Below are 14,018 nucleotides of genomic sequence, written 5' to 3' on the forward strand. Positions count from 1 at the left end.
CGGCTTTTTCATTTCATCGGTCAGCGCATCTTGGGATTCAGCGTGCCGCGGTTGTAGTCCTTGTCACCGGGCAGGAGGGTGCGGGTACCGAACCAGCCACCCTGGGCGCCTTCCGGCCGCCCCTGATTCTGCGGCCAGGTATCGGCCACCTTTTTCGCCTCCGCCTGTTTCGCCTGATCGACGAAGCGCCAGCGGCCGTCCGGCATCAGTTCGACCTTCTCGCCGGCGGCGGTGGTCGCCTCGATCACCGCGCCCTCGCCGGCCAGCGCGCCAGCCGATGCCAGCGCCATCAGCAACACTGCAGCGATTTTCATCCGAGCTTGCCTTCCACCCACTTCGCCACGCCGGCGAGCGCTGCCGGCAGGTTTTCCGGCTGGGTGCCGCCGGCCTGCGCCATGTCCGGCTTGCCGCCGCCCTTGCCGCCCACCTGTCCGGCGACGAAATTGACCAGTTCGCCGGCCTTCACCTTGGCGATCAGATCGGCCGTTACACCGGCGATCAGACTCACCTTGCCGTCGTTCACCGCGGCCAGCACGATGGCGGCCGAGCCGAGCTTGTCGCGCAGTTTGTCCAGCGTTTCGCGCAGCGCCGGCACGTCGGCACCTTCCATCACCGCGGCCAGCACCTTCGCGCCGCCGACCGCCACCGCCTGCGCGGCCAGTTCGTCGCCCTGGCTGGCGGCGAGCTTGCTCTTCAGGCGGGCGATTTCCTTTTCCAGCGCGCGCACGTTGTCGATCACCTGCGCGATCTTGGCCGGCAGTTCATTGGCCGGTGCCTTGAACGCGGCCGCGGCTTCGCTGACCAGCCTGTCCTGACGCTGCACGAACGCCACCGCGTTCTCACCGGTGATCGCCTCGACGCGGCGGATGCCGGCGGCCACGCCGGCTTCGACCGTGATCTTGAACAGGCCGATGTCGCCGGTGCGCGCGACGTGGGTGCCGCCGCACAGTTCGCGCGACGAACCGATATCGAGCACGCGCACCTCGTCGCCGTACTTCTCGCCGAACAGCATCATGGCGCCCGACTTCTGCGCGTCCTCGATGCCCATCACGCGCGCCTGGGTGGCGGCGTTGGCGAGAATTTCGGCATTGACGATGCGCTCGACCCGGGCGATCTCGTCGTCGCTCATCGGCGCGGTATGCACAAAGTCGAAACGGGTCTTGTCGGCATCGACCAGCGAGCCCTTCTGCTGCACGTGATCGCCCAGCACCTCGCGCAGCGCCTTGTGCATCAGGTGGGTGACCGAGTGATTGCGCGCGGTGGCGGCGCGGGCGCGCACATCGACCCGCGCGCTCACGCTGTCGCCGACCGCGATGCGGCCGGTGCCGACCACGCCGTGGTGGCCGAACACCGCCGCCTGAATCTTCAGCGTGTCCTCGACCTTGAAGATGCCCTGTGCTGCACGCAGTTCGCCGCGGTCGCCGACCTGGCCGCCGGATTCGGCGTAGAACGGCGTCTCGTCGAGCACGACGACGCCCAGTTCGCCTTCGTGCAGTTCATTCACCGGCGCACCGTCGCGGTACAGCGCCACCACCTTGCCGGCCGCTTCCAGCGTGTCGTAACCGCGGAAAGTGGTCTGTACGCCGTCGTACTCCAGTGCGGTCGCCATCTTGAACTTGCCGGCGGCGCGCGCCTGTTCCTTCTGGCGCGCCATCGCGGCGTCGAAGCCTTCGGTATCGACCGTCACGCCGCGCTCGCGGCAGATGTCGGCGGTCAGGTCCAGCGGGAAGCCGTAGGTGTCGTGCAGCTTGAACGCGGTTTCGCCATCCAGCGCGGCGCCCTGCGCCAGCGCGGCCAGTGCCGATTCCAGGATGTCCATGCCGTTGGCGATGGTGGCGAAGAAGCGCTCCTCCTCCTGCCGCAGCACGTCCATCACCTTCTGCTGCGCAGCGGCCAGGTCCGGGTAGGCGGCACCCATCTGCGCCACCAGGTCCGGCACCATGCGGTGGAAGAAGGCGGCGCGCGCGCCCAGCTTGTAGCCGTGGCGGATGGCGCGGCGGATGATGCGGCGAAGCACGTAGCCGCGGCCCTCGTTGCCCGGAATGACACCGTCGGCGATCAGGAAGGAACAGGCGCGGATGTGGTCGGCCAGCACCTTGAGCGACGGGGTGTCGAGGTCGGAGGTCTGCGTTTCGCGCGCGGCGGCGGCGATCAGCGCGACGAACAGGTCGATCTCGTAATTGCTGTGCACGCCCTGCAGCACCGCGGCGATGCGCTCCAGACCCATGCCGGTGTCCACGCTGGGCTTGGGCAGCGGATGCAGCACGCCCGCTTCGTCGCGGTTGTACTGCATGAACACGTTGTTCCAGATTTCGATGTAGCGGTCGCCGTCCTCGTCCGGCGAGCCCGGCGGGCCGCCCGGAATGTGGGCGCCGTGGTCGTAGAAGATTTCGGTACACGGGCCGCAGGGGCCGGTGTCGCCCATCATCCAGAAGTTGTCCGAGGCGTAGCGCGCGCCCTTGTTGTCGCCGATGCGGATGACGCGTTCGGCCGGCACGCCGATTTCGTTGGTCCAGATGTCGAAGGCTTCGTCGTCTTCGGCATAGACGGTGATCGTGAGCTTGTCCTTGGGCAGCTTGAACACTTCGGTCAGCAGTTCCCACGCAAACGCGATGGCGTCGCGCTTGAAGTAGTCGCCGAAGCTGAAGTTGCCCAGCATTTCGAAGAAGGTGTGGTGGCGCGCGGTGTAGCCGACGTTTTCCAGATCGTTGTGCTTGCCGCCGGCGCGCACGCATTTCTGCGAGGTGGTCGCGCGGTTGTAGCTGCGCTTGTCGAAGCCGAGGAACACGTCCTTGAACTGGTTCATGCCGGCGTTGGTGAACAGCAGCGTCGGGTCCTCGTGCGGCACCAGCGAGCTGGAGGCCACGATCTGGTGGCCCTTGGAAGCGAAGAAATTCAGGAAGGCGGAGCGGATATCGGCGCTGTTCATGGTCGGCAATCAGGATTTCAGGGCGCGCGCTGCGGCGCGAAAACAGTCGCGGATTCTAGCATTCGCGCCGCCGCCGGCCGGATGGCCGTGGCGCGTTCAGGCGACGGCCGGCTCGGCGCTCACGCCGGCCACCTCGGCGACGATGCGGCAGGAGCGCAGGCGCAGCGCGAAGTCGTGGATGTCGGTCACCACCATCAGTTCGTCGGCGCCGGTGCGCTCGACCAGCGACGCGAGGCCGCGGCGCACGGTATCGGGGCCGCCGACCACTGCTTCGGCGAGGAAGGCATCGACCGAGGCCTTTTCGTGGCCGGCCCACAGCGGCGTCATGTCGGCCACCGGCGGGCGCAGCCGCAGGGACTCGCCACGCATCAGCGCCAGCACGCGCTGCTGAGTCGAGGTGAACAGCCCGCGCGCCTCGTCGTCGCTGTCGGCAGCCACCACCGGCACGCCCAGCATCAGATGCGGCCGGTCGAGCACGGCCGACGGTTGGAACAGTTCGCGGTACAGGCGGGCCGCCTCCAGCATCATGCGCGGCGCGAAATGCGCGGCGAAAGCATAGGGCAGGCCCAGCCAGGCCGCCAGCTGGGCGCTGAACAGGCTGGAGCCGAGCAGCCACACCGGCACTTCGGTGCCTTCGCCCGGCATCGCGCGCACCGCCTGACCAGGCTGCGCCGGTGCCAGCAGGGCCCGCAGTTCCGCCACCTGCTCCGGGAAGTCGTCGCCGTTGCCCGCCAGATCGCGGCGCAGCGCGCGCATGGTGGGGCGGTCAGCGCCCGGGGCGCGACCCAGCCCCAGGTCGATGCGCCCCGGATAGAGCGTCGCCAGCGTGCCGAAGTTTTCCGCCACCACCAGCGGCGCGTGATTGGGCAGCATGACGCCGCCAGAGCCGACGCGGATGCGCGAAGTCTGGCCCGCCACGTGGCCGATCAGCACCGCGGTCGCCGCACTCGCGATGCCGTCCATATTGTGGTGTTCGGCCAGCCAGTAGCGTCTGAAGCCCAGCTGTTCGACATGGCGCGCCAGCGCGACGGCCTCCTTCATGGCCTCGGCCACGCTGCCGCCCTGGCGGACCGGCACCAGATCGAGCATGGACAGCGGAATGTTGAACGGTTCGGGCATCGGGGCTCCAGCTCGGAAGACTGCGGTGGGGACGTGGGCGGCGCACTGCGCGCGGCCCGGCCGCTGCGGGCACATGACCGTGGATATCGGGGCGGCGCGAAAGTTTGCAAGCGCAGGCCGGCCCGGTATCGTCGGGCACTGCAGCGGAAGGCCTGTTCCGCCCGCGCCCCACCCGTGAAGAGGGAGGAGTTCCGACATGACCGACGCCGCGCACACGACGGCCGCACAGGGCTTCATTCTCGCGCTTGACCAGGGCACGACCAGTTCGCGTGCGCTGGTGTTCGATCGTGCCGGCCGGGTGGTCGCGATGGCCCAGCGCGAACTGCCGCAGAGCTATCCGCAGCCCGGCTGGGTCGAGCACGACGCGCTGCACATCTGGACCGACACCCTGGCCTGCATGCACGAAGTGCTGCTGCGCGCGGCGCTGAAACCGGCCGACATCGCCGCCATCGGCATCACCAACCAGCGCGAAACCGTGGTGCTGTGGGACCGCGCCACCGGCACGCCGCTGGCGCCCGCCATCGTTTGGCAGGACCGGCGTACCGCCGACGCCTGCGCCCGGCTGCGCGCCGACGGACACGAAGCCTTCGTGCGCGGCCGGACCGGGCTGGTGCTCGACCCCTACTTCTCGGCCAGCAAGATCGCCTGGCTGCTGGACCACGTGCCCGGCGCACGCAGCCGGGCCGAGCGCGGCGAACTGGCCTGCGGCACCATGGACAGCTGGCTGGCCTGGCAGCTCACCGGCGGTCGCCGTCACATCACCGACCTCACCAACGCCAGCCGCACCCAGCTGCTGGACATCCGCAGCGGCCGCTGGGACGACGATCTGCTGGCACTGTTCGGCGTACCGCGCGCGCTGCTGCCCGAGGTGCTGCCGTCGGCCGGCCTGCTGGCCGATACCGACCCTGCCCTGTTCGGCCGCGCGATTCCGCTGACCGGCATCGCTGGCGACCAGCAGGCGGCGCTGTACGGCCAGGGCTGCAGCGCGGCAGGTCTGGCGAAGAACACCTATGGCACCGGCTGTTTCATGCTGATGCACACCGGCCGTCAGGTCATCGCCTCGACCCATGGCCTGCTCGCCACCTGCGCCGCGCAGACCTCGGCCCACATCGAGTACGCGCTCGAAGGCAGCGTGTTCGTCACCGGCGCGCTGGTGCAGTGGCTGCGGGACGGGCTGGGCCTGATCGCGCGCTCGGCCGACATCGAGGCGCTGGCCGCCAGCGTGCCGGACAGCGGCGGCGTCACCGTGGTGCCGGCCTTCACCGGGCTGGGCGCGCCGCACTGGTCGGCCGAGGCGCGCGGCGCATTGTACGGGCTGACCCGCGGCACCACCCGTGCACACATCGCCCGCGCCGCGCTGGAAGCGATTGCGCTGCAGACGCTGGACGTGATGCGGGCGATGGAAGCCGACGCCGGCGCACCGCTGCGCGCGCTGAAGGTCGATGGCGGCGGCACCGCGAACGCCCTGCTGATGCAGATGCAGGCCGACCTGCTGGATTGCCCGGTACAGGTGGCGCCGACCGCCGAAACCACCTCACTGGGCGCCGCCCTGCTGGCCGCCCGCGGCTGCGGGCTGGACATGACGCTGCCGGACAGCGGCGGCCGCAGTTTCCAGCCACAGGACCGCACGCTCGCTGCCGCCCTGCTCCCGCGCTGGCAGCGCGCGGTGTCAGCCACGATGCAGATGGCTGCGCACTGAAGCGGACTGCCGGCAAAGGGCGCGGATGCCGGCCCCGCCGCGATTCAGCCGGTTTCGCCCTCGACGCCGCCCGGTGTGTCGCCGGCACCGCCGCCCATGCCCCCACCGCCCATGCCCCATTTCAGCGCCAGCCGCACCAGGTCGATATCGGTGCGGGTGCCCAGCTTGGCCTTGATCTGGTAATGGGTGTTCTGCGCGGTTTTGGGACTGATGTGCAGCGTCTGGCCGATTTCGTCCGGCGTACGGCCGTCGAGCAGCAGCCGCAGCACCTCGAATTCGCGCGGCGAAAGCGCGTCGAGCGGATTGTCCGACTCGTTCAGCAGCGCCAGCGCCAGCTCGGGCGCGATGTCCGGGCTCAGCACCCGGCGCCGCGCCGCCACCTGATACACCGCGTCGATCAGCACGTCCGGCGCACAGCTCTTGGTCACGTAGCCGAGCGCACCGGCGCGCAGCGCCTGCGAGGCGAACAGCGGGTCGCGGTGCATGCTGAACACCAGGATGCGCGCCCGCGCGTCGCGTTGCACCAGACGGCGCACCAGCTCGACCCCGCCCATGTCGGGCAGGCCCAGATCCAGCACCACCACATCCGGCTCCACCGCGCGGAAGGCGGTCAGCGCCTCGCCCGCGGTGGACGCCTCGGCCTCGATGCACAGGTCGGGCCGGCGTTCCAGCAGCCGGCGATAGCCTTCGCGCACCACCGCGTGATCGTCGACCAGCAGCAGGCGGATCATGCGAGCACTCCTTCGATTCTGTTCGTCGCGGCGCCGGCGTCCGCCGGCAGCACCACCTCGACCCGCAGGCCGCCCTCGCTGCGCGGCGTCAGCGTGAGCCGCCCGCCCAGCGCGTTCACCCGTTCCCGCATGCCCAGCACGCCCAGCCCGCCCTCGAACTTCGCGCCTTCAAGCGGCCGCCCGTCGTCATCGACCTGCAGCCTTACCTCGCCGCCGGCGCAGCGCAGCGAGACCGCGATGTGGCGGGCGTCGGCGTGCTTCTGCGCATTGGTCAGGCTTTCCTGGACGATGCGATAGAGGCTCACGTTCAGGTTGTCCGCCAGACCCGACGGATCGCCCTGGATGTCCAGCGTGTGCAGACAGCGGCCGTGGCTGCTGCGGTTGCGGCTGTCGATCAGCTGTTCCAGACAGGCCGCCAGACCGAAAGCTTCCAGCCCGACCGGCCGCAGTTCGCGCAGAATGAGCTGCAGCACTTCCATCATGTGCGCGGTGATGCGCGAAATCGCCTCGGCGCAGGGCGTGAGCGCCGGCAGCTGGTCGTGCGCCAGTTCGCGCGCATAGGCCGCCTCGGCCTGGATGGAGGTGAGGCACTGGCCCAGTTCGTCGTGCAGTTCGCGCGCAAGCCTGCGCCGCTCCTCCTCGCGCACGTCGAGCAGCCGCCGGGCCAGCAGGCGCTGTTCGTCCATGGTGTGCTGCAGACGGTCGGCCAGATGGTTGAAGCCCTCGCCGATGCGCTGCAGCTCGATCAGTTCGAAGGACGGCAGGCGCACCGACAGGTCGCCCGCCTGCATGCGCTCCACGCCACGCAGGATGTCGTCCGCTGGACGCAGCACCCGGCGCACCGGCAGATAGACCAGCACGTTCAGCAGCAGCACGCCGGCGGTGATGATGAGCAGGTTGCGGATGGCGGTGCCCACCGACTGCGCGACGCTGTTGTAGTTGGGCGTCAGGAACAGCTCGCCCACCTTGATGCCGGGATAGCGGCCGACCGCGCCGACATAGCGCGCCTCCTCGCCCACCACCTGCCGCATGAGACTGGCAGGCAGCCAGGCGGGCGCTTCGGCGTCGCCGAAACAGCGCTGCACCACCGGGCGGGAGTAGATGTTGATCACCTCGGCGCAGAAATGCACCAGCCGGCCTATGCCCTCCAGATCGTTCAGTTCCAGCGTGCCGAGGTCGCGCACGAAGGGCGGCGACACGCGGGAAATCTCGTTCTCGATCAGCTGCTTGATGGTGTCGCCGGTGCGCGGGATGTCGGCGTGCAGCCGTTCGCGGGTCTGCACCAGCGTGAACGCGATCGCGCAGGCCAGCAGCAGCAGCGCGAACAGCGTGATGCGGATCAGCAGGATGCGCTTGAGGTCTACGCGTTTCATCGGCAGGCGGTTCGGGGACGGGACAGGGTCACATTGTGCGCATGCGCCCGCGTGGGGACCAGCATGCCGGCGCGGCCGGATCATAGGACGCCGCTGTTCCGGCCGGGACGGGCAATTTGACCGTACCGCCGGCGGCAGAACACCGGCGCCCCGGGACCGTTTCCCGCCCTAAGCTGCGCACACTCTCAACACGGAGCCTCCGAACGTGACCTTCCGCATGACATCAAGCCGCCTGAAGACCCTGCTGGGCGCCGCCCTGCTCACCGCCGGCCTGCTCGCCACTGCAGCCGCCGATGCCCGCGATCTCGCCGAAGTGAAATCCAGCGGCCAGCTGCGGGTCGGCCTGTACAAGGACTTCCCGCCGTACTCCGACGAAGGCGCCGGCATCGATGTCGACATCGCGCGCGCACTCGCTGAAAAGATGGGCCTGAAGGCGGTGCTGGCCAGCTACGACGCCGGCGAGAACATGGACGACGATCTGCGCAACATCGTCTGGAAAGGCACGGTGCTCGGCCCGGCAGTCTCCGACGTGATGGTGCATGTGCCGGTGGACCCGGTCATGAGCCAGCGCAACCCGCAGGTGCGCATCTTCGGCGCCTACCACCGCGAAACCCTGGCCGCCCTGCGTGACACCGAAAAGCTGCCCAAGCTGGACAAGGTGGCCGACATCGACCAGCAGCCGCTGGGCGCCGAAGGCGAATCCATCCTGTCGATGGCGCTGCTGTCGTCCGACGGCGGCCGGCTGCGCAGCCAGCTGCATCACTTCCAGTCCATGACCGATGCGCGCAAGGCGCTCGAATCCGGCGAGATCGCGGCCTTTCTCGGCATGCGCAGCCAGATCGAACCGATGAAGGCCGCCACCGGCAACCGCTTCACGCTGAGCAATCCGCCGCCGCTGCCAGGCCTGCCGCAGGCCGGCTGGGCGCTCGGCATGGCCGTGGTGGCTGATGCCGCCGACCTGGAACAGGCGCTGAAAAAAGCGCTGGCCGACATGGAAAGCGACGGCACGCTGGACCGCATTTTCAAGAAGCACGCGGTCACCCGCATGCCGCCGCTGTAATCGGGCGGCAGCGGGTCAGCAGCCGGCGACCTGCCCCGGCAGGTCGAGGCAGTCGGTGAACAGGCCGCGCACGCCAGCCGCGATCAGCGCGGCCGCCCGGTCGGCCTGATTCACCGTGTAGCAGAGCAGCGGAATGCCGGCGCCGACGATGTCGGCCAGCCGCTCCGCGTCGAGGCGGCTGTGGTCGCAATGCAGGGACACCGCGCCCAGCGCGCGCATCTGAGTGCGCCAGTCATCCGGCACCGCTTCGAACAGCAGGCCGCGCGGCACCTCCGGCGCCCGCGCGCGCGCCGCGTCCAGCGCATCGAAATCGAAGGATGAAAACAGCGGCAGCGTGCGCCCGGCCGGCCAGCGCGCGGCCACCATGCGCGCCACCGTGTCCCCGGTGGCACGGGCATGACCGGGCGCCGGCTTTATTTCGATATTGGCGTCGAGATCCAGCCCGATCAGCAGGTCGATCGCTTCCCCCAGCGTGGGAATGGCTTCACCTGCAAAGGCCGGGCCGTGCCAACTGCCGGCGTCGAGCCGGCGCAGCGCGGCGAAGTCGTGCGCCGCCACCGCGCCGCGACCATCGGTGGTGCGCTCCAGCGTGTCGTCGTGAATGAGCACCGGCACGCCGTCGCGGCTCAGCATCACGTCGAATTCGACCATGCGGAAACCGGCCGCCGCCCCGGCGTGTATCGCCGCCAGTGTGTTCTCCGGCGCGGCGCGGCCGCCGCCCCGGTGGGCGATCCACAGCGGTCGCCCCCAGTCGTTCACCGGCGCGGGCTCACAGGTTCTGCAGCAGGTCGCGCGCCTCGTGCGCAACCTGATCGTCGACCAGCCAGGCGATGGCCGACAGCAGTTCGATGGACTGGCCGCTGGCCACGCCCTCCTTCACCCAGTTCTCGATCGCCCGCACCCGCGCGGCGTCGTCGAGCGCAAGCAGCTTGAGCAGCGGCTCGCGCACCGACGCGTCCTCACGCGCGCTGCGTATCAGCAGCACCAGCTGTTCGCTGTCGCTCATTGCGCCGCCCGCAGCACCGCACTGTCCAGCGCCGCCTTGGCCGGCTTGCGGTCGGCCCACAGCGCTTCCAGTTCCTCGTCCAGCGCGGCGCGCACCTTCGGGTTGGCCGACGCGACGCTGGGGCCGCCGTCTGCCGCTGCCGCACCGCCGCGACCGGCCAGCTGGCGCAGCGCCACGCGCACCACGCCATCGGCATTCGGCGCGTCCACCGGGCTCAGCGCGACTACGCCGGCGCGGTTCAGCGGCACGAAACCGGTGTCCAGCGCCCATTGCGCCTGACGTTCAGGCTCAAGCGCGAAGGTGACGAAGCGGGCGATGGTCTGCAGGTCGGCCGCGCTGCGACCGGCCGACACCCACAGCGACGCCCCGTCGGCCAGCGTGTGGCCGGTCTTGTTGTACACGTCTTCGTGGAAGGGCAGCGGCGCCACGCCCACCTCGAACTTGGCGTCGTGCTTGATCGCCGGCCACGAAGACGACATCGCGGTCAGCACCTGGCACTTGCCGCTGGAGAACATCGGCACCGCCTCGTCGCCGCGGCCGAAGATGTGCAGGTAGCGGCTCTTGTACCAGGACGACATCATGGCCAGGTGCTTCACCTGCACCAGACCGTTGAACGCCAGTTCCTCACCCGCCTTCTGGCCCTTCTTCGCCGCGACCTTGCGGGCGAAGGGCTCGTTGTGCCAGGCACTCACGTTGTCCACATGCACCAGCGCCGGACGCGCGCTGGTGTAGGGGCATGAATAGCCGGCGTCGCGCAGGTCACCCAGCGCGGACTGCAGCGTGAGCCAGTGGTTGGGCGGCTGCTGCGGATCCAGACCGACGCGTGTGAAGGCGTCCTTGTTGTAGAACATGACCGGCGTGGCCAGGCCGAGGGCCAGCGCGTTCAGCCGGCCCTTGCCGTCGGCCAGCCAGGACGGCATCGGCGACGGGATGCGCACCGCGGCGAATTTCTCCTTGCCCCTGGTCATCACGTCGGCCAACGGCGTGTAGCGCACCTTGCCCTCCAGGAACTGGGCGCGGGCGTCGGCATCCAGCACCTGCATCGCGGGGGTAGCACCGTCGTCCCACTTGCGGGCGCTCAGCACGATCTTCTGCGAGGCCTTGCCGCTCGCGTTGAAGGCATCGACCAGTTTCTGCAGCGCCTGCGCGGTGCTGTCGTCCAGCGTGTGGGCCAGTTCCAGCGGTTCGGCTTCCTTCGCCGGTGCGGCCGCTTTCTTGCTGGCGGCGGCCGGTTTCTTCGCGGGGCTCTTCTTCGCGTCCTGCGCGTGCAGAGCGATCGGGAAAGCAAGGACGCTGGCCGCGATCAGTGCGGCAAACGGCTTGAGGGTCATGCGGTGGTCTCCTTCTGTGCCGCCTCGGGGCGGCAGGGTGCTCTGAAATCGTTCACGAGCGCGGCGTGCGCTGAGCGCAACCGGCGCTGACTCATGGCGCGGGGTGGGTGTAGCGCAGGTGGATCGCGTCGATCGCCCGGCACAGTTCGTCGGACAGGCTGACCGACCACGCGCTGATATTTTCCCGCAACTGGGTGGCGTTCGTCACCCCGATCAGCGTGCTGGCGACGGTGCTGCGGCGGTAGCAGAACGCCAGCGCCAGCTGCGCAGGCGTAAGGCCATGCTCCCGGGCAAGCGCCGCATAGGCGCGCGAGGCCGGTGCCACGTTCTCCTTGAAATAGCGCTGGCCGAACTGCGGAAATTCGGTGATGCGGCCCGCCGCGTCAGCGTCGTCCGCATACTTGCCGCTCAGATGGCCGAAACCCAGCGGCGAATAGGCCAGCAGCGACACCTGTTCGCGCACGCACACCTCGGACAGCCCGAAGTCGAAGGTGCGGTTCATCAGGTGATAGGCGTTCTGGATGCTCACCACCCGCGGCAGTCCTTCGTCGGCCAGGCGCAGGCAGGTCATCAGCCCCCAGGGCGTTTCGTTCGACACGCCGACGTGGCGCACCTTGCCCTCGGCGATCAGCCTGTCCATCGCTTCCAGCTGGCTGCGCAGCGAGGCGGCGTCGCGTTCGGCCGCCGGGTCGTATTCGTACTGGCCGAACATCGGCACGTTGCGGGCCGGCCAGTGGATCTGGTACAGGTCGATATGGTCGGTGCCCAGCCTGCGCAGCGAACCTTCGACCGCCTCGCGGATGTTGGCTTCGTCCAGCGCCAGCGGGCCACCGCGTATCCAGGGCATGCCGCGCGCCGGCCCGGCCACCTTGGTGGCGACGATCACCTTGTCGCGCGGCTTCTTCGCCAGCCAGCTGCCGACGATGCGCTCGGTGGCGCCGGAGGTTTCGGCGCGCGCCGGGACCGGGTACATTTCGGCCGCGTCGAGCAGATCGATGCCGGCTTCGAAAGCTTCGTCCATCAGCGCATGGGCGCTGCGTTCATCGACCTGCTGACCGAAGGTCATGGTGCCCAGCCCGATGGCGGGCACGTCCAGCGACGAGCGCCCGAGCCGGCGCCGCGCGATATCCTTGCTGTCCATGATGTGGCTTGAGGAAGTCCGGAGGTGTGTCTGGCAAGGGCCAGACATGTACCACAGACCGTGTCTCACCACGTCGATTCCCGCAGATCGGAAATATCTTGAAAACACATCTTCACGGCCTGCTGCTCTACTGCCGCCCCGGCTTCGAGCGCGAATGCGCACAGGAAATCGCCGACCGCTGCGGCGAAGCCGGCCACCTGGTCGAAGTCAGCGCCGAGCCGAACAGCGGCTGGGTCGAGGCGCAGGCCGAAGGCGGCACGCTGTGGGCGCTCACCCGCATCCTGCGCTGGCAGGACCTGTGTTTCGCCCGTCAGCTGCTGTTTTCCGGCCGCACGGTCGAGGGCATGGCGCCCGGTGACCGGGTGACCCCGCTGGTCGAGGCGGCGCGCGAACTGTGCGACGGCTACGCCGATTTCCTGGTCGAAACGCCGGATACCGACGACGCCAAGTCGCTGTCGTCGATGATCAAGAAGCTGGAACCGCACCTGAGCCAGGCGCTGGAAGAGGCCGGTGCCTTCAGCGATGCACCGGACGCGCCGCGCCTGCACATCCTGTTCACCGCCACCGACCGTGCCACCGTAGCGCTGAGCTGGCCGGGCCGCCGCAGCGAGTGGCTGAACGGCATCCCGCGGCTGCGCATGCCGCGCGAGGCGCCCTCGCGATCGACACTGAAGCTGGCCGAAGCCTTCCACACCCTGCTGTCGGAAGACGAACAGGAGCGCCTGCTCAAACCGGGCATGAGCGCGGTCGACCTGGGGGCTGCCCCGGGCGGCTGGACCTGGCAGCTGGTGTCGCGCCACATCAGCGTGACCGCGGTGGACAACGGCCGCATGAACCCGGAACTGCTGGAATCCGGCCTGGTGGTGCACAAGCGCGAGGACGGTTTCCGCTTCGTGCCGCGCAAACCGGTGGACTGGCTGGTGTGCGACATGGTCGAACAGCCGCGCCGCGTCGCCGCGCTGGCCGCGCGCTGGCTCACCCAGGGCCTGTGCCGGCACGCGGTGTTCAACCTGAAGCTGCCGATGAAGCGCCGCTACGACGAACTGCAGCTGTGCACCGACCTGATCGCCGAAGCCATGGGCGACCGCAAGTACGTGCTGCGCTGCCGCCAGCTCTATCACGACCGGGAAGAAGTCACCTGCTACCTCGGCGACCCGGGCAAGGCCGGCGGCGGCGGACGCAAGCGGAAACGCTGAACGCCTCGCGCCTGCCTCCGCCGTTATCGCGGAGAGGGCGCCGCTTGTATGTTCACCTTCGGCAAGCGTAGTAGTGGACGCTTGTCGGGCGGAGGGACGAGCGCCGCATCTGACGGCAAGCACGTACAGACAGTGGGAGAGATGTCCCGCCTTCACCCCAAGCACCGATGAGGAATCCTTCGGACCGCGTCCGTCACGGTACCGACCATATCCTGCAAGCCTGTGCCCCGGTGATCCCGACAAGCCCTTCAACCTTAGTCCGGAGGTGCTCATCGTGACAAGTCAGACCGAATCCACTTGCTTTGGCATCGACGTCTCCAAGCGCTGGCTGGACATCGCCGAGCACGGCCGCTCGCCGGTACTGCGCATTGACAACACCGCCGCGGCCATCCGCGGCTGGCTGCGCACCTTGCCCCCGGGCGCTGTGCGCTTC

Annotated in this window: 12 protein-coding genes and 1 pseudogene; 4 read left to right on the forward strand and 9 right to left on the reverse strand. The window is 69.1% G+C overall.

The features are described from left to right. Positions 1–20 precede the first annotated feature (20 nt). The 3 genes from METUNV1_RS07495 to METUNV1_RS07505 all read right to left on the reverse strand — a co-directional run bounded on the left by METUNV1_RS07495 (position 21) and on the right by METUNV1_RS07505 (position 4,048). On the reverse strand, positions 21–314 hold the full coding sequence (locus tag METUNV1_RS07495) for a hypothetical protein (protein WP_008060444.1): 294 nt from the start codon (positions 312–314) through the stop codon (positions 21–23). Beyond that, on the reverse strand, positions 311–2,929 hold the full coding sequence (alaS, locus tag METUNV1_RS07500; RefSeq protein ID WP_008060445.1) for an alanine--tRNA ligase: 2,619 nt from the start codon (positions 2,927–2,929) through the stop codon (positions 311–313). Before alaS ends, METUNV1_RS07495 begins: the two co-directional genes overlap by 4 nt. 96 nt (positions 2,930–3,025) lie before the next feature. Then, entirely contained in the window at positions 3,026–4,048 is a 1,023-nt protein-coding gene (locus METUNV1_RS07505) for an LLM class flavin-dependent oxidoreductase (RefSeq protein ID WP_008060446.1), read from the reverse strand. A gap of 196 nt (positions 4,049–4,244) precedes the next feature. Between METUNV1_RS07505 and glpK the strand changes: the two genes are divergently transcribed. Beyond that, entirely contained in the window at positions 4,245–5,747 is a 1,503-nt protein-coding gene (glpK, locus tag METUNV1_RS07510; protein ID WP_008060447.1) for a glycerol kinase GlpK, read from the forward strand. A 44-nt stretch (positions 5,748–5,791) separates the two neighbouring features. Here the strand turns inward: glpK and METUNV1_RS07515 are convergent, their stop codons facing one another. Together METUNV1_RS07515 and METUNV1_RS07520 are read right to left on the reverse strand one after the other, a co-directional pair. Further along, positions 5,792–6,478: a response regulator gene (locus tag METUNV1_RS07515; protein WP_008060448.1), complete on the reverse strand. Its 687-nt coding sequence runs from the start codon at positions 6,476–6,478 to the stop codon at positions 5,792–5,794. Further along, entirely contained in the window at positions 6,475–7,851 is a 1,377-nt protein-coding gene (locus tag METUNV1_RS07520; protein WP_008060449.1) for an ATP-binding protein, read from the reverse strand. The genes METUNV1_RS07515 and METUNV1_RS07520 overlap by 4 nt, the downstream gene beginning before the upstream one ends. 217 nt (positions 7,852–8,068) lie before the next feature. On the opposite strand from METUNV1_RS07520, the gene METUNV1_RS07525 reads away from it, so the two are divergent. After that, positions 8,069–8,911 carry a substrate-binding periplasmic protein gene (locus METUNV1_RS07525; protein WP_043359355.1) on the forward strand — a complete coding sequence of 281 codons (843 nt, stop codon included), beginning with the start codon at positions 8,069–8,071 and terminating at the stop codon, positions 8,909–8,911. Positions 8,912–8,926: 15 nt separating this feature from the next. On the opposite strand, the gene ugpQ is transcribed toward METUNV1_RS07525, so the two are convergent. The 4 genes from ugpQ to METUNV1_RS07545 form a co-directional block, all read right to left on the reverse strand. Then, positions 8,927–9,670, reverse strand: coding sequence for a glycerophosphodiester phosphodiesterase (gene ugpQ / locus METUNV1_RS07530; RefSeq protein WP_008060451.1), 744 nt, complete (start codon positions 9,668–9,670; stop codon positions 8,927–8,929). Between the two features lie 10 nt (positions 9,671–9,680). Next, the gene (locus METUNV1_RS07535) at positions 9,681–9,917 is read right to left on the reverse strand and encodes a hypothetical protein (protein WP_008060453.1); all 237 of its coding nucleotides are present in this window, start codon (positions 9,915–9,917) and stop codon (positions 9,681–9,683) included. Then, the gene (locus METUNV1_RS07540) at positions 9,914–11,248 is read right to left on the reverse strand and encodes an extracellular solute-binding protein (RefSeq protein ID WP_008060455.1); all 1,335 of its coding nucleotides are present in this window, start codon (positions 11,246–11,248) and stop codon (positions 9,914–9,916) included. The genes METUNV1_RS07535 and METUNV1_RS07540 overlap by 4 nt, the downstream gene beginning before the upstream one ends. Before the next feature lie 91 nt (positions 11,249–11,339). Further along, the gene (locus METUNV1_RS07545) at positions 11,340–12,389 is read right to left on the reverse strand and encodes an aldo/keto reductase (RefSeq protein WP_008060456.1); all 1,050 of its coding nucleotides are present in this window, start codon (positions 12,387–12,389) and stop codon (positions 11,340–11,342) included. Between the two features lie 98 nt (positions 12,390–12,487). Here METUNV1_RS07545 and rlmM point away from each other — a divergent pair, with 98 nt between their 5' ends. Together rlmM and METUNV1_RS20150 are read left to right on the forward strand one after the other, a co-directional pair. After that, positions 12,488–13,585, forward strand: coding sequence for a 23S rRNA (cytidine(2498)-2'-O)-methyltransferase RlmM (gene rlmM / locus METUNV1_RS07550; protein ID WP_008060458.1), 1,098 nt, complete (start codon positions 12,488–12,490; stop codon positions 13,583–13,585). Between the two features lie 265 nt (positions 13,586–13,850). After that, positions 13,851–14,018: pseudogene (locus METUNV1_RS20150) on the forward strand (IS110 family RNA-guided transposase); the annotation flags it as partial.

It is taken from the genome of Methyloversatilis universalis FAM5, assembly GCF_000214035.2.
Classification (GTDB): domain Bacteria; phylum Pseudomonadota; class Gammaproteobacteria; order Burkholderiales; family Rhodocyclaceae; genus Methyloversatilis; species Methyloversatilis universalis.